The organism is Pseudorhodobacter ferrugineus DSM 5888 (genome assembly GCF_000420745.1).
Taxonomy (GTDB): domain Bacteria; phylum Pseudomonadota; class Alphaproteobacteria; order Rhodobacterales; family Rhodobacteraceae; genus Pseudorhodobacter; species Pseudorhodobacter ferrugineus.
This window is the reverse complement of the sequence record NZ_ATVN01000022.1, coordinates 1-18,143: the sequence shown is the minus strand read 5'-3', so window position 1 is coordinate 18,143 and position 18,143 is coordinate 1. Positions and strand designations below refer to the sequence as shown.

Genomic DNA, 18,143 nt, shown 5'->3' with positions numbered 1-18,143 from the left:
AATTGAGTCCCACGCGCCACACCTTGGTTACTATATCTAGGCTCGGCAAAAATCCGCTACCCAAGACCTGTGCGGTTGCCTATAGTCCTATGCATAAACAGGGGGGGCCGAACCCCCGCATTTGAGGCAGTAAAAACAAGAAACGAAGGGGGATCAGCCTATGCGCTGCCCATTCTGCGGGAATATCGACACCCAAGTGAAAGACAGCCGTCCGGCCGAAGACCATGTGTCTATTCGGAGGCGGCGGTTTTGCCCAGCCTGTGGCGGGCGGTTTACGACCTATGAGCGTGTGCAGTTGCGCGACCTTGTGGTGATCAAGACCAACGGCAAACGCGAAGATTTTGACCGTGCCAAGCTGGAACGGTCTATCCGGATGGCGATGCAAAAGCGCCCCATTGATCCGGAGCGGATTGACCAGATGATCAGCGGCATCGTGCGGCGGCTGGAAAGTCTGGGCGAGACTGATATCAATTCCAAGATAATCGGTGAGATTGTCATGGAATCCCTCGCGCGGATCGATACGGTGGCATATGTACGATTTGCTAGCGTTTACAAGAACTTCCAAGCGGCGGATGACTTTGATAAGTTCGTATCCGAGCTGCGGCCTGTCAGCCCCTCTGAGGAATGACCGACCATAGCGCCCATATGCGCCACGCATTGCAGCTTGCGATGCGTGGCCTTGGGAATGTCTGGCCTAACCCTGCGGTGGGCTGCGTTCTGGTGAACGGTGGCCGGATTGTCGGGCGGGGGTGGACCCAAACCGGCGGGCGGCCACATGCAGAACGGATGGCGCTGTATCATGCCGGCGCTGCCGCAAGGGGGGCGGTGGCCTATGTGACGCTGGAACCTTGCGCGCATCACGGCATGACACCGCCTTGTGCAGCGGGTTTGATCGAGGCGGGTGTTTCCCATGTTTTCAGCGCGTTGACCGATCCTGACCCGCGCGTCGCGGGCAAGGGGCATGCGATGTTGCGTGCTGCAGGGGTTAAGGTTGATGAAGGGCTTTGCGCCGAGGAGGCGCGTGTTTTGAACCGCGGGTTCTTGAAACGTGTCACCCAAGGGCTGCCTTTGGTGACATTGAAGCTGGCCACCACTTTGGATGGGCGGATTGCCACGGCAAGCGGTGAAAGCCGTTGGATTACGGGGGCGGATGCGCGCCGCGCCGTCCACCTGATGCGGATGACGCATGATGCGGTGATGGTCGGGTCTGGCACTGTTTTGGCGGATGATCCCGATTTGACGGTTAGGGATATGGGCGTGATGCGCCAACCTGTGCGGGTTGTGGTGGATAGCGGGCTGCGTGCGGCACCGTTTGGCCGTTTGGGGCAAACGGCACGGGATGTTCCGGTTTGGATGCTGCATGGGCCGGGGGTGGATGGGCAGGATTGGGCCGCGACGGGCGCGCATTTGATCAAAGTGCCGTTGGTCGCGGGGCATTTGGACCTGCGGGCCGGTTTGGCCGCACTGGCCGCGCAAGGGATGACACGGGTGTTTTGCGAAGGTGGCGCGGGCTTGGCTGCCGCGTTGATTGGCGCAGGGCTGGTGGATGAGTTGGTGACGTTTACCGCGGGGGCTGTGATCGGGGCCGAAGGGCGCGGTGCGGTGGGGCCTATGGGCCTGCACGCGTTGGCCGATGCGCCGCGTTTGCGGTTGGTATCACAGACCGCAGTGGGCGGCGATGTGCAGACGGTTTGGCGGTTTGACTGAAGGATTTTCTGCGGTACTCTGTAACCGCGTGAGTCCTTTACCCCCCTTCTGTCGCGCGATGGTTTCCTGATCCACCGAAGGGGTTGGTTCAAACAGGGGGCCTATATGTCTGAAATCCTGATTAAAAATGCTGATGTTGTGGTGACGATGGACGGCGCACGGCGTGAGCTTGCGCGGTCAGATGTGTTGGTCCGTGGCGGGGTCATTGCTGCTGTTGGCGCGGGGCTTGTGACCACAGGCCGCGTGATTGATGCCAAGGGCTGTGTTGTGACGCCGGGATTGGTAAACACGCATCATCATTTGTACCAAACTCTGACGCGGGCGGTGCCGGGGGGGCAGGACGCGCTACTGTTTGGCTGGCTGAAAACGCTGTATCCGATCTGGGCGCGGTTCGGGCCCGAGGAGATTTTCACCTCGGCCCAAGTGGGGCTGGCGGAATTGGCGCTGACGGGGTGTAGTATGACGTCGGACCATTTGTATATGTACCCTAACGGCGCGCGGCTGGATGATACGATTGCGGCGGCGGGCGAGGTGGGGCTGCGGTTTCACCCCACGCGGGGCGCGATGAGCATTGGCGAGAGTGATGGTGGCTTGCCCCCCGATGGGCTGGTGGAAGGCGAGGCGGCGATACTGGAGGATTGTATTCGCGTGGCGGACCGGTTCCATGACGCGCGTGAGGGCGCGATGGTGCGTGTTGGAATTGCGCCCTGTTCGCCGTTTTCCGTCAGTCGCGATCTGATGCGTGATGCAGCCCTTTTGGCGCGCGACAAGGGTGTGATGCTGCACACCCATTTGGCCGAGAATGACGAAGATATCGCGTATAGTTTGGCAAAATTTGGCTGCCGCCCCGGCCAATATGCCGAAGATTTGGGTTGGGTGGGCGATGATGTTTGGCACGCGCATTGCGTGAAGCTGGACGGGCAAGAGATTGATTTATTTGCCCGAACAGGAACGGGCGTGGCGCATTGCCCATGTTCGAACTGTCGCCTTGGGTCGGGGATCGCACCTGTTCGCGCGATGCGGGACGCAGGGGTGAAGGTGGGGCTTGGCGTTGATGGATCGGCGAGCAATGACGCGGGGAATTTGGTGGCCGAGGCGCGGCAAGCGATGCTGTTGCAGCGGGTTGCACGGGGTGCCGATGCGATGAGCGCGCGTGAGGCGTTGGAGATTGCCACCTTGGGCGGGGCGCAGGTTTTGGGGCGGCATGATTGCGGGTCGTTAGAGGTTGGCAAGCGGGCCGATATCGCGATTTGGGATGTGTCGGGGGTGGAGGCGGCGGGGTCATGGGATCCTGTGGCTTTTTTGTTGGCGGGGCCTATGCGGGTGCGCGATTTAATTGTGGAAGGGCGCGAGGTAGTGCGCGGCGGGGCGATGGTGACGATTGATCTGGGGTCCGTTGTGGCGCGGCAAAACCAACTTGCCCGCCGCCTGATGGAATAGGGCTTGCACCACAGGGCCGCTTTGGGCAGGAACATAGCAGTATTTTGCAGGAGCAGACGATGACCCATGATTACAAGGCGCAGCAGGCCGAAACCTTTGACACCTTTGCCGAGATTGGCAAAATTGACAGCTTGCCCAAACGCGCCGTGGTGAACTTTCTGTTTCTGGCCGACGAGGTGGACGCTCCGTTTGCGGCCGCTGAAAAGGCGCTGAAAGCAGCGGGATTTGTGACGCGGCAGGATGAGGACGGCGAGACGCTGGAGGCGCGGACAGGCGAGATGGAGATTTCGGCCGCAGCCATTTGGGCAGAGGAAAAGCGGGCAACCGAGATTGCGCTGAAGTTCGGCTTTGATCCGGATGGGTGGGAATTGGTGGAGTAGGGGACGGGGCGCTGCCCCCCTTGGCCTGAAGGCTGTTAGTGTTCACAACAAACGATAGTACCAAGGCAAAAGGTCTGACAGCGGCCCGCTATTATCGGGATTTGCTAGGAACGTCTGGCCTTTGGCGATTGCGGCGCGCGTTTTCGCCACCATCGTTGCACCGCAGAAATGCTGGTTTGACGATCTGGCGGGAAGGTTTTTGCAACCTCGGCAACGACCTGTTTATAGGTCATCCGTTCAATTCGGTCGAGAACGAAGGCCTGCAATTCGGTGTCTGTATTAAGGCGAGACGGGACGCCCATACGGTGCTCGGCGCGGTGCCGGGCGGCCAATGAAGTGTCGTTAAACGGAGCTTCAACCACCCCTTCAAGGGTCGTTAAAAGGCGGACATTTGCAGCCTTTGCGCCGTCCAATATTTGGGCGGTTTGCCGTGCTTGGACAAGGGCCGTGCGGATGTCAGTCATTCGGGCCGTCCTCCTGTTTCACCCGTAGCATTCCGCGCACTGACACGTCCGTAGTGCGCAAGGTGCGGGCAATGTGGGCGGTGGAATGGCCTTGCCAATTGAGCATTTGGGCAAGCCATCTTTTTGCAAGCGGAACGCGGCGCTGCAACCGATGGTCTTAGGCCGCAAGGGCGCGGGCCTTCTCTAAACCAACCACGGCTTCGACTTGCCCTTGCCCGCGTGGATTATGGGCAAGGTGGAGTTCGGCACCGCCGAACGTCAAAAGAAACGTCACGGCAAGGTCAGCGCCCAGCACATCGACATAGACGGCCACTTGGGCCGTGGGCTTTGGCATTGGGGCGGCGGGTAGGTTCATGGCAGCCTTTCCAAGTGTGTCGAATAACGCCCCGGCCTAGAGGCGATCATAGGCCGGGGCGCTGTTTGCCGCGCGATCAGGAGAGAACACGCGGCTTGAGGGCAGGGCAATCACCCCCCGCCCCAACCTCAAGAATTGAGAGAGCCGGGCTTAAGGCCAAGCTGGGCGCAAATTGCCGCCGCCTCATCCGAGTCGTCATTTTGCGCGGCCACGGCGGAAAGGGGGCGTGGCATTGGCGTCAGCAAGTGCGAGAACGGGCGCGGGGCAGTTCCCAAAAACGCTTTGAAGCTGTCAGGGTCTTGACTTGCAAGGGCCGTTGCCCAGCCGCGCATTGCAGGCGTCAGATAGCCGTCATCAAAGGCCTTCTGGACCATAGCCCCCGCCGCTTGCTCGTTCATCAAGGCAATTCGGCCATTGCGATCTTCGAGCAGCTCGGCCACCGCGTCCATGGGTAGGTGCGCATCGCTGTAGACTGACTTGAATCCTTTGAATGCCAGGTCAAGAGTTTGGGCGTTAATGATCATTGAAGGGAACCTTTTCCGGGGTGAAGCGCAATCGCGCCATCTCTGGGAAAAGGTGTAACATTGCGGGAAAAGCCAAATTACCCACAAGCGTTTGCGGGTGACAGGCCCCACCCTTACGCCCGATTCGCTTCGCACTATGAATGCGACGGTGTTTGCCTGTCAGCTGCACGGGGCTGGACTCGAACCAACATCAAGTGTTCCGAAGAAAAGCTCCCTTACCAATCGGGATACACCGCGCAACGGGCAACTTGCGCCGCCCTTCACCAGCCTAGCGCAATTAGGGCCGAAAATTCCAGCAATATTGTTTTGGGGTGGCAGGCGATGCAGCCAATTCGATTTTTAAACGGTTATGCGGCGAATTTAAACGGGTTGATCAATTTTTATAGGGTCATGGGGGCCGAAGCGCTGCAAGCCGCCCCTACGGGCAAAATTCAGGGCAATGAAAAAGGGCGGCACAATCGCGCCGCCCTTTTGCCGTTTGCAGCACATTGTCAGGCCGCGCGGGTCCTCATGGCTTTCAAGGCCGTGATAACCTTTGGCGCGGTATCCTTTTTCAAAAAGCGCAGGCTGGACACCTTGAAACAACGCTCAAGCCACTTGTTGAGCTCGTCTTGCCCCGGATAAGCAGTATGGGTGTATTCGGCCCAAAGATTGCGGATCAATTCAATCTGGGCAAAGCTCGCCATGCCGGGGCGCGGCCCATAAGCTGGCCCCTTTGCTTCCATGGGCTTGAACCCGCAATATTCAAAGAAGCCTACAAGAGCTTCAAACCCTGCCTTATCCAAATCGGTTGACGTGGTAACGCCACCAATCTGGGCCAAGGCAGAACGGTAGGTTTCATCATCCCACCCCAGCTTTTTGACGGCAACCTTGATGAAACCGATTTGGCGCGCTGAAATAGTCATGCGGCTTGCTCCTCTTTAGGGTGCTGGTAGGATTTGGCTTTGCGAAGTTTCTGGGCAAGATGTGAAACGGCTTCGCCTTCATGTTCCGCCGCGCTCATCATCGCGCGCTTTGCCAAGTCCAAGACGGCCAAGGTTCCTGACCCTTCTGGGTCCAAATGCCCGGCGACGATTCCGGTATGCAAAAGCTCAAAAACGCGCGCCGCTTGAATGAAAAGGTGTTCAACTTCACCCATGGCAACTTCGGCTTGGTTCACCTCATGCTCGGTCAAGGTGAGTGTCACGTCAGCGCTGGCACCGCGCGCGGCCCTTACCGTGGCTTCATGACCATGCCGCGCATGAAGGCGCTGCGCTTCTGTCAGGCCGTGCCAGCGGCGGTTGATTGTCTCAAAAGACGGCCAATCCCACCCCTTCACTGCCTTGAGGTCGCGCACATCGCGCCACGCTTGTTTAAGCGGAAACCGTGTCCCTGCATCCCGCAGGGTTGTCATGAAAAAGGACCAAGCCTCGTCCGAAACCGCCGCTTTGGGCGCGCCTTGCAGCGTATAGTCGGCCAACAAAGCCGGGGCAAAGTTGACAGGGTCCACCCCTTTAACGGCCTTTAAAATGCGCGCTATAGAGGGTTCAGACGTGCCACTCTCGCCAAACGTCTTACGCGCCAAGGCAATCTTTTGGGACCAAGGCAGAAGCTTGCCCACCGATAGCAGAAACCGCGCGATCTCGGCCTTCCTCTCGGCCCCGTCCCGCATCGCAGGCGTCATCTTCATAAAATTGGTGTGGGCTTCCTCGTCATAGGTGCCGCCAAACAGGCCCGCCGCCTCAATTTCGCGCTCCACATAGGCAAGGCGAACAGGGGCCGGAAGGTCGGAAAGGTTGACAACAAATCTATGCCCGTGCTTGACCGCAGTTATCGAATGCCGACTCAACCATGCAGAGATAGCCGTCCTGTCATTCGGCACACCCTCTAAGCCTTTGAGTTTGTAGACATAAATGTACATTACGCTTTCATCCCCGAGTCCATTAGCACCGATTGAAACATTGCTTCAGCTTTAGGGGCTGTCAGCTTTCCCGTAATGGCAGCGGCAAGGTTTTGACGAATTAAACCCTGCTCACGACAATATCCCGCGAACGAAAGACCCCTCATTAAAAGGCGTACCCGAACCTCTTTCAGAGTTTGCTTAGATGGGGTATAGTCCATTGAGGTTTGCACTTTCCGTTTTGTGTTTACATGCAAACTATGCAAACTGCATATAGCTGTCAAGGAAAGAAAATGGACAAGACTGCAAATTTGATTGATGAACTGAAAAAGAAGCTGGGTGTCGAAACTGACGTTGATCTCGCCCGCGCATTAACAGTGGACAAGAGCACCGTTTCGTCATGGCGCAATCGCGGCAATGTTCCTGAGCGCTATTTGGCTATTCTGAAAGGTGAAAGCCATCAAACCGTTCTAACCCCGCCAATTAAGTGGGGACAGTATGAGGAGTTTGCTTTTCGGCTTGCGCTATTCAGGTTCGCAAAGGCCAAAGGGCTTGCGGCCCAAGGAACCAGTTACGGTGAAGTCTACATGCAGTTCAACAAGCATGCTGGTTTCTGGCTATTGATGCGGCAAGCTCAAAAGGACTTGGCACTCAAAATCGACGATCAAACGGGAGTTATGGATACAGCCTTTGCTCTCCTGATTCATGATGATATTGAGGCTGGGGAAGCGGCCACCGCAAGAGACCTAGAAATCTTGAACGCCCTCAAAATCTCCCAAGTTTAATGGATGGGGTGTGGGGTATTCGCCCCACACCTAAATATAAGGCCCATTGATTTCATTAGATAAATTCTTGACAAGCAATTCTGCACTAGCCGATATCAGGCCCAAAACCTTAAAACACTATCAAACCTTGTGAAATTTAAGCCTTGCAACTATCTGATTTTATTTGACTTTATTTTTGCTCACTGTCAAACCTTCTGAACGCCGTCAAAGGCCAATTTCCCCCGGGGATATTTTAGTGGAAAAAAAGCGGATTATGTAAGCTTGCCTGCCACATAGACTGCCTTTACCGCGCGGTCGTCGCCCATCATAATGGTGGGGAAGATCGACTGCCAGATGGTTTCTGCGCGGCGGGTGGATTGCTCGATCGCGGCGGTAGAGGCGAGGTCGATAACGACAAGATCGGCCTCCATGCCTGCTGTGATGTTGCCAATTTTATGATCTGCGCGCAGCGCGCGGGCCGAGCCTTGGGTGGCGAGCCACCAAAGTTGCGCGGGATGAAGCGAGGTGCCGCGCAGTTGTCCGACCTCATAGGCGGCGGCCATTGTGCGTAGCATCGAAAAGGACGAGCCGCCGCCGGTATCGGTGGCCAGCCCCACGCGCAGGCCACGTGCAACCATCGTTTCCATATCGAACAGGCCAGACCCGATGAAGGTGTTTGAGGTTGGGCAGTGGATCAGGCTTGCGCCGACCTCGACCAGCCTGTCCACTTCGCGCGGTTCCAGGTGGATGGCGTGGCCATAAAGGCCGCCCATGCCCAGAAGGCCGTGGGATTCGTAGGTGTCGAGATAATCGCGGGCCGTGGGGTAAAGGGTTTTGACCCATGCGATTTCGTCGGTTTGTTCAGACAGATGGGTTTGCATCAAGCAAGACTGGTTTTCCGCCCAAAGCGCGCCGAGGGCCGAGAGTTGATCAGGCGTGGAGGTGGGGGAAAAGCGGGGGGTGATGACATAGGACAGGCGGTCTTGCCCGTGCCATTTATCGAGCAGCCGCTTGCTGTCATCATAGGCGGATTTTGCGGTGTCTTGCAGGCCCGATGGCGCGTTGCGGTCCATGCAGGTTTTGCCCGCATAGGTGCGCAGGCCGCGGGCTTGAGCCGCCGTGAAAAACGCATCCACGCTTTCGGGGTGGATTGTCGCGTAAGAGCACACCGTTGTCGTGCCATTGGCCAAGGTCAGGTCGAAATAGCGGTTTGCGATTTCCGACGCATAGGCCGGATCTGCAAAGCGCATTTCTTCGGGGAAGGTATAGGTGTTGAGCCAATCGATCAGGCGTTTGCCCCAGCTCGCGATGATTGCGGTTTGGGGGTAATGCACATGGGGGTCGATAAAACCGGGCGATATCAGGCAGGTGCCATGATCGGTGACATTGGCCCGAGGATAGGCCTTGCGCATCGCATCGGCGGTGCCTGTGGCCACAATCTCGCCCCCCAGCATTACAACGCCGCCTTGGCGCTCAATATGCACGGCGTCGGGGCCATGGATGAACGGGTCGCCGTGATAGGAAAGGACTTGCCCGAGGATCAGTTCAGCCATGGTGATTGCCTGTTGTCATTATTGTTGGTGCCACCTTAGGCGGTTTTTGGGCCGCCGTAAATTTACCTGTCGCCCCTGTTTCTTTGAAGCACCTTATCGTAGGGTCGGGGGAATGCAGGCGAAGGGGTAGAACATGTCCGACACCATCGACGATAGGGACGAAGATGTGCTGGACGCACGGCGGGTCGAGGCTATTCAGGATGCGGTTGAGGCGCAGGATTCGGCACGGCTGGATGCCTTGTTGGACCCGATGCACGCCGCTGACATCGCCGACCTTTTGGAACAAATCAGCCCAAATGACCGGCGCGAGCTGTTGCGGCTTTGGCCGGACGGGATTGATGGGGAAATCCTGTCGGAACTGGACGAAAGTATCCGCGAAGACGTGATCGACCAGCTGTCGCCCGCCGTTCTGGCCGAAGCGGTGCGCGAGCTCGATACCGACGATGTTGTCGACATTCTGGAAGACCTTGAAGAAGAAGACCACGGCCGCATTCTGGGCGCGCTAGAGGATGCCGACAGGGTCGCTGTTGAACGCGCAATGGCCTATCCGGACTATTCCGCAGGCCGTTTGATGCAGCGCGAGGTTGTCGTGGCGCCCGAGCATTGGAATGTAGGGCAAGCCATTGATTACATGCGGTCAAACGAGAGTTTGCCGGACCAGTTCTATCATGTGATTTTGGTTGATCCGCGGATGAAACCCAAGGGATATGTGACACTTGGGCGGGTGCTTTCGTCGCGGCGCGACGTGTTGCTGCGCGAGATCGAGGAAGATAGCTTTCGCACGATTGAAGCGACGGAGCCAGAGGCCGATGTCGCCTACATTTTCAACCAGTATCACCTGATTTCCTGCCCAGTGGTCGATGAAAATGACCGGCTGGTCGGTGTAATCACCATCGATGACGCGATGAACGTGTTGGACGAAGAGCATGAGGAAGACATGCTGCGGATGGCCGGTGTGGGCGATGAAGCCAGCCTGTCGGATACGGTATGGGAAGCGGCCAAGGGCCGAGCGGTGTGGTTGTTTGTGAACCTGCTGACGGCAATTTTGGCTTCGTCCGTGATCGGTTTTTTTGCCGATGATATCAACAAGATGGTGGCATTGGCGGTGCTGATGCCGATTGTGGCCTCGATGGGTGGCAATGCGGGCACGCAAACCATGACCGTGGCGGTGCGCGCGCTTGCGACCCGTGATTTGACGTCGCAGAACGCGCTGCGGGTGGTGCGGCGCGAGGCGGCGGTGGGGGCGTTGAACGGGGTGGCATTCGGCTTGCTTATGGCGCTGATCGCGGGGGTCTGGTTCGGGATACCGATGCTGGCCTTTGTGATCGGCGTGGCGATGGTGCTGACACTGATCGCGGCGGCTGCGGGGGGGATTTTGATCCCGATGGGGCTGCAGCGTTTTGGCATCGACCCCGCGCTTGCGTCGGGGCCCTTTGTGACGACGGTGACGGATGTTGTTGGTTTCTTTGCCTTTTTGGGATTGGCGTCATGGATATTGCTGTAAAAAAAGTGGCCCGTGCGCAGGCCTTTGCCGCGCGAAAGCAGGCGTTCGACGCGGGGCAGGGCCAAGCGGCCGAAATTTTGGCTGACTTTTTAGCCGGACAGGGGAGCCGCGTTTTGGCGGGCTATATGCCGATGCGGACCGAAATTGACCCGCTGCCTGCGATGGCGGCGCATCAAGGCGTGGTCTGCGTGCCGGTGATTATGGGGGCGGGCCAGCCGTTGCGGTTTCGCGAATGGTCGCCGGGTTGCGCGACGGTGGCGGGCGATTTTGGTGCGCTGATTCCGGTTGAGGGGGCGTGGGTCGAACCGCAGGTGCTGATCGTGCCGTTGGTGGGGTTTGACGCGCGGGGCTACCGTTTGGGCTATGGCGGCGGGTTTTATGACCGCACCCTGGAAGGGTTGCGGGCGCGTGGGGAGGTTTTGGCCGTGGGGTTTGCTTTTGCGGCGCAGGAAATGGCCGAAGTGCCGATCGAGCCGACGGACCAACGGTTGGATGTGATGGTGACGGAAACGGCTGTGCGGCGGTTTTGACCAAGCGCAACCTTGGGGGGTTTTGGCCTGTTGGGGGCGAAGGCCAAGCGGTAACGCAGCAAAACGCGCTTTATACGTTTACCAAAGATCAATGCGCGCTTTGGCGGTGCAGATGCAGCAGCTTGCATCAATGCGCGATCTTTTCTTGTTTCACGAACATGTTGCCCCATGCGCGGTCAATCAGATCGGGCGACATGTGATAGGGTTGGTTTTCAAAGTCGCACACCGCCATCATCTGTTCGATCAGGAATTTCGGCATATAGTTGGCATAGTTATTCTGGATCGTGGGGAACTTCACCTTCATCAGATGCACCAAAGTGGGTTCATCCAAGGGCATCTTTTTCGCCCGTGCGACCATCGCGAAAATTTTAAGAAAGTTTTGCTGATCGGGCCCGTCGATTTTGATTTTGAAAAAGATACGCCGCAGGGCCGCGCCGTCAAAAATCTCATTCGGGTGGAAGTTAGTCGAAAAGATGACCAGCGTATCAAATGGCACGGTGAACTTTTCGCCCGACTGCAAGGCAAGGATATCCTTCGCCTCTTCCAGCGGAACGATCCAGCGGTTGACCAGCTTTTGCGGGGGTTCGGCCTGACGGCCAAGGTCGTCCACGATAAAGATGCCGCCCGTGGATTTAAGCTGCAAGGGCGCCTGATAGGTGCGCGCGACGGGATTATAGGTCAAATCCAACATATCCAGCGACAGTTCACCGCCGGTGATCACCGTTGGCCGTTCGCAGTAGACATAGCGGTTGTCAAAACGGTTCGAGGTGCGGCGCAGGGAATTGGGGTCATCGGTCGCCTCTTCGGCGGCGGAATGGACGATCGGGTCATAGACCGTGATGACCTGCCCCGCATATTCCAGCGCGCGGGGGACATAGATCTTGTCGCCCATCGCATCACGAATACCGTTTGAAATTGAGGACTTACCATTACCAGGCGGGCCATACATCAGGATCGAACGCCCCGAGGTAATGGCGGGGCCAAGGTTGCCCAACAAGTCGGGCGGCAGGATCAGATGGCCCATAGCACCGATCAACTGTTCACGGGTCAGGCGGATGTTGCGCACCGATTGGCGTTGAACCTGCACCCTGTAATCATCCAGCGGTATCGGCATTGCGCCGTAATATTCAGATTGCGACAGCGCATCCAAAGCGCGCGCCTTACCGGCATCGGTCAGCTGATAGCCCATTTCGGCGCTGGACGTGGCGTGCATGGTGCCCGTCGCCTCTAGCAGCCGCTGGGTGCGTGCAAGGTCGATCAATTCTTGCGTCAATTGCACGGGCAAGCAAACGGCGCGGGCGATCGAGGAGGTCAGATCAAGGTTGGTGCGGAACATGGTTTTGAGCAGAATGTCCCGCATCATGACCAACGACAGGCCCACCTGTGCCAGCGATTTGCACGAGGGCGGAGCAAGGACATTTGGCGGCAAGGTCTGGACGTTCATCGGGCGCACCTATGGTTATGGTCGGTTGCACTATTGCCCAAAGGGCATTTCAAAAGAATGAACCAGCGTTCAGCCAAGCCAAACGACCAGCAGCGGATAAAAAATCAACAGGCCAGCAAGGGGATAGCCCATCGGAAAGCCTTTGTGTGTCCAGCTAAGCCAATCGGGCACACGGTCCCTTATGATGCTGCTGTGCTTTGCAATGCGGTGGCTGGTCAGCGCGGCAAAAAGACAAGCGGCAAACAAAAACAGCACGGTCCGGATGTCGGCGGTGACAAAGAACGGTGCCATAGCAGCACCGAATTTGGCATCACCTGCGCCCATAAGGCGCGCGGCAGTCGCGCCAAAACCGATCAGCAGCACGATTGCCCCCAAGGCAAGACCCCACGCCCATAGTTTAAGCGGAAACACGAAAAGGCCCATGATTACGTAAACCGCAAGCAAGGCCAGAACAGCCTTGTTCGGGATTTTCATGAACTTCATATCTGACCACGCGACCCAAATGGCGATTGGCACGGTAAAGGGCAAAAACCACAGTAAAGAGTTCGTATCAGCAAGCATCAATTCGTCACTTTGGCATCTAGGGCAGCCAGCGAGCGCACGGCGGCGTCAAAATGCTGCGGGTGGGTGTCGATGGCTTCTTGCAACAGGCCTTTGCCGATCTGCACATCGCCTTGTTTGATCGCGGTCAAAGCCATTGTGTGCAGCAGTTGCGCGCGTTCGATCTGGGTCATTTTGATGACGGGGATATCATATTTGCGCTGCGCGCCACGGGCCAGAACAAGGTTGTTTTTGGCGGTGAACAGCTGCGGATCATAGGTCAGCGCGTCAAAGAACAGCTTTTCGGCGCCCGCATAATCGGTGCGCGTCAGCTTGGAATAGCCCCAGTTGTTATAGATGCTGGCGGGCGTCGTGGTTAGCCCAGCGGCGATTTCATAAAAACTGTCAGCTTTTTTCCAGTTCTTGTTGCTGTCTGCGATCATCGCTTCCAGCTTGTAGCGTTCAAAGGTTTCATGTGTGGGCGGAATTTTGTTCAGTTCGGCCTCGGCGCGCTTCCATTCGTTTGACCGGATCAGCGCATCGGCAAGGGCCACACGGTCATCATTGGTAGCGGTCGGGTCGGCTACAACGGCGGACCAGACGGATGCGGCCTCTTGCGGTTGTTGGGCGCGGACCAAGGATTTCGCCAACCCGCGTTTGATATCAATGCGGTCAGGGTTTTCATTGGCGGTTTTGCGGAAATAGGCCACGGATTCGTTGGGGTCGCCAACGGTCAGCATGATGTCATTCAGGTTTGACTCGTCAATCACGTTGACCGACTTCATGGCGCGGCTTACTTCGCCATCGGAGGCTTTTTGACAGCCCATAAGGCCAACTGTGCCGCCAAGGCACAGCGCGAGAAAGACAGGGTGGCGCATTTTGCGTCCTTTTTTACTGCTCGGTTTCCTCGGCCTTAAAGCTGCGAGAGAAGAACATATTGCCCTGCATCCCGCCGCACCAAGGCGAAGTCGTGACTTTGTGCCTGATCATCATACACAGCCGCATTGCTTCGGGCGATAGCCAAGCGAAGATTTTCGCGAATTGAGTCTGAACTGCCACTATCCAGCGCAAAGGCCTGTTGGAACACGCCGCGGGCCTCGCCCAATTTGCCGCGTTCCATCAAGACCACGCCAAGGTTGTTTTGGGCGGGCACGGAACGGGGATCTGACTTGACGGCTTGGCGCAGCAAGGTTTCGGCTTGGCCCAACCGCCCCAAGCGCAGGTTGGCAGAGCCAAGGGCCGACAGCACATCTGCCGTCATGCCTTGTTCGCCCGCAGCACGCAGATAGGCGCGCAGTGCCAGCTCATGTTCGCCAGCTTCCATCAAACGGTGGCCGACGAGCAAGCCGTCCACACCCTTTTCGCTGCCATCTGCGGCAAAAGGGGCATTGCGCGCCCTATCGGCAGCCGAAAGACCGCCCGTCGATTGACAGCCGGTCAGTAGGGCCAAAGCCACGATCAAAACAGGCGATCGTTTTATCATCTGATACAGTTAGCCCCCGCCGAGTGTTTTCGAAATACCGTGCACCGACGGCCCGATCAGAATGATCAGCAAGGGCGGAAGGGTGAACATCATTGTGCCGAGGGTCAGCTTGGTCGGCAAGGTATTTGCTTTCTCTTCCGCCCGCATGACGCGTTTATCGCGCATTTCGGCAGAATAGACACGCAAGGCCTCGGCGATTGACGTACCAAAGGTGGCCGATTGCACGAGCGTTGTCACGAATGAGGAAACATCGGCGATGCCCACGCGTTCGGACATATCTTTTAACACCATCACACGTTCTTTGCCAGCCTTCACCTCTTGGGCCACAGTGTCGAATTCATCGGCCAGCGCGGGATACCCTGCGCGGCTTTCTTTGGCGACGCGCAAGATGGATTGGTCCAGCGATTGCCCAGCCTCAACGCAGACCAACATCATGTCCAGCGCATCAGGAAAGCCGGAAACGATTTCCTCTGTGCGTTGTTGGGCGCGGCGTTGAACCCAGTATTGCGGCAGGTAATAGCCTGCAGCGCCTGGCCCAATGGTGGACAAAACGAAGATATGGGTGGGCACGTCGCCTTGGGTCTGTGCGTACAAGGTGTAGACCACGCCAATCAGCAAAAAGCCGAGGCCAAAGACCAATTGGGCAAAGTGGAACAGTTGAACCGCATTTTTCGCGCGATACCCTGCTCGTAACATTTTCATCCGCGAGGCGGACATTTCTTCGGCATTCTGGGGTTCCAGAAATGTCGAGAATTTTTGCAGCTTGTCACTGGCCCCACCTTTGCTGCTCATCCGCAAACCTTGTTTTGTGGGTGTGCTGTAGGCGTCGCGTTGGGCCTTGATCTTGTCGAACGGTTCGGGCGTTTTCTTGAGCATGACCGGTAGGGTCACCAAGATAAGCACAAGGCCGATCCCGCCGATCACCATCAGCGGACCCATTGGGCCCAACTGATCGACAATCATCTGATTGATGGATGCTAGCATTTGGCCAAGCCCTTTATACTTTGATGTTTACCATGATCTTCATGAAGATCACATTGATTACGAGGAAAGCACCCACGACCAACGCCGCCGGAATGAACGCATCCGTTTCTTTCACGTCGTCGTAATAATCGGGTTTGATCATCTGGATCGCGATCAGCGCGCCGATGGGAAAAGCCGACAGGAACATGCCGGACCATTTGGCCTCGGCTGTAATGGTTTTCACACGGCGAAACAGTTTGAACCGCGCGCGGATCACCTGCGACAGCCCGTGCAAAATCTCGGCCAGGTTGCCACCCGAGGTTTGTTGAATGGTCACGGCCACGGCCAAAAAGCGCAAATCCTGACTGTCCATCCGTTCGGCAAACTCTTTCAGGGCCTCTGAAATATCGCGACCATAAGCGGCCTCATCGGCGATCATGCCAAATTCGGTGCCTAAAGGGTCGGCCACTTCTCGCGAAACGATCGCAACGGCCGAGGTGAAGGGATGGCCGACGCGCAAGGATCGCACCATCAGTTCAACCGCATCGGGCAATTGTTCGTCCATCAGGTCCATACGCTTTTTCGCTTTGCGCGACACCCAGACATAAACGCCGCCAACCCCCATCGCGACAGCGATCAATACACGCACAGCAGGTTCTACGCTTGTCCCGATTGTGAGGCCGATGAAGGAAAAGACCGACAAACCCGCCATGATCATAAGCAACTGCGGTGGGGAAAAGGCGATGTTTGCTTTTTGCGCCTTGATCGCAAGGATCGAATACAGGGGAATCCCGTGCGACTTTAGGTGTTGGCTCATTTCCTTGCGGAGCTGCTCCAGAACCTGTTCACGGTTGCCTGATTTTTCCAACAAGGTCAAACGGCGGCTTACGCGGTTGTTCAGGCTAATCGATTTGCCAAACACCGTAAGGTACAGGCCCTCGACCAGCACCAGAACCGCCACAAAGATTAGAAGATAGATAAGGGGAGCTGCACTGAGTTCCATGGGATATCCTTAGGCGATTGGTTCATAGATCGAGGCGGGCAAATCATAGCCCCACTGGCGGAAGCGTTCAGAATAGTGCGAGCGCACGCCCGTGGCGTTAAAGCGGCCAATGATCTTGCCATCAGGGGCAAGGCCAAGGCGTTCGTAGCGGAAAATTTCCTGCATCGAGATAACTTCGCCTTCCATGCCCGTGATCTCGGTGATCGAGGTCATGCGGCGCGAACCGTCTTGCAAGCGACTGGCCTGCACGATCAGGTTCACAGCCGAAGAGATCTGGCTGCGCACCGCTTTCAGCGGCATTTCAATCCCGGCCATCGCGATCATGTTTTCCAGACGCGACACACCATCACGGGCCGAGTTGGCGTGGATGGTGGTCATGGACCCGTCGTGGCCTGTGTTCATGGCCTGCAACATGTCGATAACTTCTTCGCCACGGGTTTCCCCCACGATAATCCGGTCAGGACGCATCCGCAGCGCGTTGCGCAAACAATCCCGCTGGGTCACCGCCCCTTTGCCTTCAACGTTGGCAGGGCGGCTTTCCATCCGGCCCACGTGAATCTGTTGCAGCTGAAGTTCGGCGGTATCCTCGATCGTCAAAACCCGTTCGGTGTTGTCGATAAAGGATGATAGCGCGTTCAGCGTGGTGGTTTTACCCGAACCTGTACCACCCGACACGATGATATTCAGGCGGGTGGAAACTGCGGCTTGCAGATAGGCAGCCATTTCCTCGGTAAACGCCCCGAAATTCACCAGATCGGGGATGCCCAGCTTGTCTTTTTTGAACTTACGAATCGACACAAGACTGCCATCAACCGCAACCGGCGGCACCATACAGTTGAAACGTGATCCATCCGCCAAGCGCGCATCGCAATAGGGGTTTGATTCGTCGACGCGGCGGCCTACGGCGGATACGATCTTATCAATGATCCGAAGCAGATGGCGCTCGTCCTTAAAGGTGATGTCGGTCAGCGTCAGCTTGCCCGCGCGTTCGATAAAGATACGCTTGGGGCCGTTGACCAGAATATCGTTGACTGTTTCATCCTTAAGCAAGGTTTCCAGCGGACCAAGCCCCATCACCTCGTCATAAAGTTCTTGGTTGAGCGCGATACGGTCGTCCTTGTTCAAGGCAACCGACATTTCGTCCAGCGTTTCAGATACAATCGACGCGATTTCGGCCTTTAGGTCCGCCTCGGAGGCAGCTTCCAGCGCGGCGAGGTTCAGGTTTTCCAGCAGCTTTTTGTGCAGCTCGACCTTCAACTCCATAAGGCGGTTCTTACTGTTGATTGTCACTGAGAACTGACCCGGCATTGTCACCGCGATTTGACCCACCCATTAGTTATGTTCTCTATGTCATGATGGCGTCAATGCTGTTGCCTCCTTTCGCTTTTTCTTCGCTGTTTCGGAGCTGGCCTTGAAGCGGTAGCTGTCATTGCCAGTCTCGAGGATGTGGCAGCGATGGGTAAGACGATCGAGCAGTGCGGTGGTCATCTTGGCATCGCCGAACACGCTGGCCCATTCGCTGAAGCTCAGGTTGGTGGTGATGATGACGCTGGTGCGTTCATACAGCTTGCTCAGAAGGTGGAAGAGCAATGCACCGCCAGAGGCACTGA

The 18,143-nt window shown here is 57.0% G+C and carries 21 protein-coding genes, 1 tRNA gene and 1 pseudogene; 7 read left to right on the top strand and 16 right to left on the bottom strand.

From position 1 onward, the window contains the following. The first annotated feature begins 160 nt into the window (after positions 1-160). The 4 genes from nrdR (at position 161) to G560_RS0116040 (ending at position 3,527) form a co-directional block, all read left to right on the top strand. Complete coding sequence (nrdR, locus tag G560_RS0116055) at positions 161-628, top strand: transcriptional regulator NrdR (protein ID WP_022705316.1); 468 nt, start codon at positions 161-163, stop codon at positions 626-628. Further along, complete coding sequence (gene ribD, locus G560_RS0116050; protein WP_028914182.1) at positions 625-1,707, top strand: bifunctional diaminohydroxyphosphoribosylaminopyrimidine deaminase/5-amino-6-(5-phosphoribosylamino)uracil reductase RibD; 1,083 nt, start codon at positions 625-627, stop codon at positions 1,705-1,707. Before nrdR ends, ribD begins: the two co-directional genes overlap by 4 nt. 105 nt (positions 1,708-1,812) lie before the next feature. Further along, complete coding sequence (locus G560_RS0116045) at positions 1,813-3,147, top strand: 8-oxoguanine deaminase (protein WP_022705314.1); 1,335 nt, start codon at positions 1,813-1,815, stop codon at positions 3,145-3,147. Between the two features lie 59 nt (positions 3,148-3,206). After that, positions 3,207-3,527, top strand: coding sequence for a ribonuclease E inhibitor RraB (locus G560_RS0116040; protein ID WP_022705313.1), 321 nt, complete (start codon positions 3,207-3,209; stop codon positions 3,525-3,527). A 104-nt stretch (positions 3,528-3,631) separates the two neighbouring features. Here the strand turns inward: G560_RS0116040 and G560_RS0116035 are convergent, their stop codons facing one another. The 7 genes from G560_RS0116035 to G560_RS21240 form a co-directional block, all read right to left on the bottom strand. Further along, positions 3,632-3,991 (bottom strand): hypothetical protein, encoded by a 360-nt coding sequence (locus tag G560_RS0116035; RefSeq protein ID WP_022705312.1) that lies wholly within the window; start codon positions 3,989-3,991, stop codon positions 3,632-3,634. A gap of 157 nt (positions 3,992-4,148) precedes the next feature. After that, the gene (locus G560_RS21535; protein WP_231575925.1) at positions 4,149-4,346 is read right to left on the bottom strand and encodes a hypothetical protein; all 198 of its coding nucleotides are present in this window, start codon (positions 4,344-4,346) and stop codon (positions 4,149-4,151) included. A 128-nt stretch (positions 4,347-4,474) separates the two neighbouring features. Further along, positions 4,475-4,870 carry a phage protease gene (locus G560_RS0116025; RefSeq protein ID WP_022705311.1) on the bottom strand — a complete coding sequence of 132 codons (396 nt, stop codon included), beginning with the start codon at positions 4,868-4,870 and terminating at the stop codon, positions 4,475-4,477. 164 nt (positions 4,871-5,034) lie between these two features. Further along, positions 5,035-5,108: transfer RNA gene (locus tag G560_RS0116020), tRNA-OTHER, on the bottom strand. Between the two features lie 253 nt (positions 5,109-5,361). Further along, complete coding sequence (locus tag G560_RS0116010; protein ID WP_022705309.1) at positions 5,362-5,775, bottom strand: regulatory protein GemA; 414 nt, start codon at positions 5,773-5,775, stop codon at positions 5,362-5,364. Beyond that, positions 5,772-6,770 carry a DNA-binding domain-containing protein gene (locus G560_RS0116005; protein ID WP_022705308.1) on the bottom strand — a complete coding sequence of 333 codons (999 nt, stop codon included), beginning with the start codon at positions 6,768-6,770 and terminating at the stop codon, positions 5,772-5,774. Before G560_RS0116005 ends, G560_RS0116010 begins: the two co-directional genes overlap by 4 nt. Beyond that, positions 6,770-6,970: a hypothetical protein gene (locus G560_RS21240; RefSeq protein ID WP_022705307.1), complete on the bottom strand. Its 201-nt coding sequence runs from the start codon at positions 6,968-6,970 to the stop codon at positions 6,770-6,772. The genes G560_RS0116005 and G560_RS21240 overlap by 1 nt, the downstream gene beginning before the upstream one ends. 72 nt (positions 6,971-7,042) lie before the next feature. Here G560_RS21240 and G560_RS0115995 point away from each other — a divergent pair, with 72 nt between their 5' ends. Then, positions 7,043-7,534: a helix-turn-helix domain-containing protein gene (locus tag G560_RS0115995; RefSeq protein WP_022705306.1), complete on the top strand. Its 492-nt coding sequence runs from the start codon at positions 7,043-7,045 to the stop codon at positions 7,532-7,534. Between the two features lie 251 nt (positions 7,535-7,785). On the opposite strand, the gene guaD is transcribed toward G560_RS0115995, so the two are convergent. Next, complete coding sequence (guaD, locus tag G560_RS0115990) at positions 7,786-9,066, bottom strand: guanine deaminase (protein WP_022705305.1); 1,281 nt, start codon at positions 9,064-9,066, stop codon at positions 7,786-7,788. 133 nt (positions 9,067-9,199) lie between these two features. Here guaD and mgtE point away from each other — a divergent pair, with 133 nt between their 5' ends. Together mgtE and G560_RS0115980 are read left to right on the top strand one after the other, a co-directional pair. Continuing rightward, the gene (mgtE, locus tag G560_RS0115985; protein WP_022705304.1) at positions 9,200-10,570 is read left to right on the top strand and encodes a magnesium transporter; all 1,371 of its coding nucleotides are present in this window, start codon (positions 9,200-9,202) and stop codon (positions 10,568-10,570) included. Further along, positions 10,555-11,100 (top strand): 5-formyltetrahydrofolate cyclo-ligase, encoded by a 546-nt coding sequence (locus G560_RS0115980; protein WP_022705303.1) that lies wholly within the window; start codon positions 10,555-10,557, stop codon positions 11,098-11,100. The genes mgtE and G560_RS0115980 overlap by 16 nt, the downstream gene beginning before the upstream one ends. Before the next feature lie 127 nt (positions 11,101-11,227). On the opposite strand, the gene G560_RS0115975 is transcribed toward G560_RS0115980, so the two are convergent. The 8 genes and pseudogenes from G560_RS0115975 to G560_RS0115940 all read right to left on the bottom strand — a co-directional run. Continuing rightward, positions 11,228-12,544: an ATPase gene (locus tag G560_RS0115975; protein ID WP_022705302.1), complete on the bottom strand. Its 1,317-nt coding sequence runs from the start codon at positions 12,542-12,544 to the stop codon at positions 11,228-11,230. A gap of 69 nt (positions 12,545-12,613) precedes the next feature. Continuing rightward, the gene (locus tag G560_RS0115970) at positions 12,614-13,105 is read right to left on the bottom strand and encodes a prepilin peptidase (protein ID WP_022705301.1); all 492 of its coding nucleotides are present in this window, start codon (positions 13,103-13,105) and stop codon (positions 12,614-12,616) included. Next, on the bottom strand, positions 13,105-13,962 hold the full coding sequence (locus tag G560_RS0115965) for a tetratricopeptide repeat protein (protein WP_022705300.1): 858 nt from the start codon (positions 13,960-13,962) through the stop codon (positions 13,105-13,107). The genes G560_RS0115970 and G560_RS0115965 overlap by 1 nt, the downstream gene beginning before the upstream one ends. A 35-nt stretch (positions 13,963-13,997) precedes the next feature. After that, complete coding sequence (locus G560_RS0115960) at positions 13,998-14,567, bottom strand: tetratricopeptide repeat protein (RefSeq protein ID WP_022705299.1); 570 nt, start codon at positions 14,565-14,567, stop codon at positions 13,998-14,000. 9 nt (positions 14,568-14,576) lie between these two features. Continuing rightward, positions 14,577-15,551 (bottom strand): type II secretion system F family protein, encoded by a 975-nt coding sequence (locus G560_RS0115955; RefSeq protein WP_033419471.1) that lies wholly within the window; start codon positions 15,549-15,551, stop codon positions 14,577-14,579. Positions 15,552-15,564: 13 nt separating this feature from the next. After that, entirely contained in the window at positions 15,565-16,533 is a 969-nt protein-coding gene (locus tag G560_RS0115950) for a type II secretion system F family protein (RefSeq protein WP_022705297.1), read from the bottom strand. A gap of 9 nt (positions 16,534-16,542) precedes the next feature. After that, a pseudogene (locus G560_RS19530) lies at positions 16,543-17,808 on the bottom strand (TadA family conjugal transfer-associated ATPase); the annotation flags it as partial. Positions 17,809-17,883: 75 nt separating this feature from the next. Beyond that, a partial coding sequence (locus G560_RS0115940; RefSeq protein ID WP_022705295.1) for an ATP-binding protein occupies positions 17,884-18,143 on the bottom strand: 260 nt, incomplete at its 5' end.

Excerpts from the sequence above, each read along its gene's own strand:
- nrdR (WP_022705316.1), top strand. The coding sequence starts at position 161 with ATGCGCTGCCCATTCTGCGGGAATATCGACACCCAAGTGAAAGACAGC.
- ribD (WP_028914182.1), top strand. The coding sequence starts at position 625 with ATGACCGACCATAGCGCCCATATGCGCCACGCATTGCAGCTTGCGATG.
- G560_RS0116045 (WP_022705314.1), top strand. The coding sequence starts at position 1,813 with ATGTCTGAAATCCTGATTAAAAATGCTGATGTTGTGGTGACGATGGAC.
- G560_RS0116040 (WP_022705313.1), top strand. The coding sequence starts at position 3,207 with ATGACCCATGATTACAAGGCGCAGCAGGCCGAAACCTTTGACACCTTT.
- G560_RS0116035 (WP_022705312.1), bottom strand. The coding sequence starts at position 3,991 with ATGACTGACATCCGCACGGCCCTTGTCCAAGCACGGCAAACCGCCCAA.
- G560_RS21535 (WP_231575925.1), bottom strand. The coding sequence starts at position 4,346 with ATGAACCTACCCGCCGCCCCAATGCCAAAGCCCACGGCCCAAGTGGCC.
- G560_RS0116025 (WP_022705311.1), bottom strand. The coding sequence starts at position 4,870 with ATGATCATTAACGCCCAAACTCTTGACCTGGCATTCAAAGGATTCAAG.
- G560_RS0116010 (WP_022705309.1), bottom strand. The coding sequence starts at position 5,775 with ATGACTATTTCAGCGCGCCAAATCGGTTTCATCAAGGTTGCCGTCAAA.
- G560_RS0116005 (WP_022705308.1), bottom strand. The coding sequence starts at position 6,770 with ATGTACATTTATGTCTACAAACTCAAAGGCTTAGAGGGTGTGCCGAAT.
- G560_RS21240 (WP_022705307.1), bottom strand. The coding sequence starts at position 6,970 with ATGGACTATACCCCATCTAAGCAAACTCTGAAAGAGGTTCGGGTACGC.
- G560_RS0115995 (WP_022705306.1), top strand. The coding sequence starts at position 7,043 with ATGGACAAGACTGCAAATTTGATTGATGAACTGAAAAAGAAGCTGGGT.
- guaD (WP_022705305.1), bottom strand. The coding sequence starts at position 9,066 with ATGGCTGAACTGATCCTCGGGCAAGTCCTTTCCTATCACGGCGACCCG.
- mgtE (WP_022705304.1), top strand. The coding sequence starts at position 9,200 with ATGTCCGACACCATCGACGATAGGGACGAAGATGTGCTGGACGCACGG.
- G560_RS0115980 (WP_022705303.1), top strand. The coding sequence starts at position 10,555 with ATGGATATTGCTGTAAAAAAAGTGGCCCGTGCGCAGGCCTTTGCCGCG.
- G560_RS0115975 (WP_022705302.1), bottom strand. The coding sequence starts at position 12,544 with ATGAACGTCCAGACCTTGCCGCCAAATGTCCTTGCTCCGCCCTCGTGC.
- G560_RS0115970 (WP_022705301.1), bottom strand. The coding sequence starts at position 13,105 with ATGCTTGCTGATACGAACTCTTTACTGTGGTTTTTGCCCTTTACCGTG.
- G560_RS0115965 (WP_022705300.1), bottom strand. The coding sequence starts at position 13,962 with ATGCGCCACCCTGTCTTTCTCGCGCTGTGCCTTGGCGGCACAGTTGGC.
- G560_RS0115960 (WP_022705299.1), bottom strand. The coding sequence starts at position 14,567 with ATGATAAAACGATCGCCTGTTTTGATCGTGGCTTTGGCCCTACTGACC.
- G560_RS0115955 (WP_033419471.1), bottom strand. The coding sequence starts at position 15,551 with ATGCTAGCATCCATCAATCAGATGATTGTCGATCAGTTGGGCCCAATG.
- G560_RS0115950 (WP_022705297.1), bottom strand. The coding sequence starts at position 16,533 with ATGGAACTCAGTGCAGCTCCCCTTATCTATCTTCTAATCTTTGTGGCG.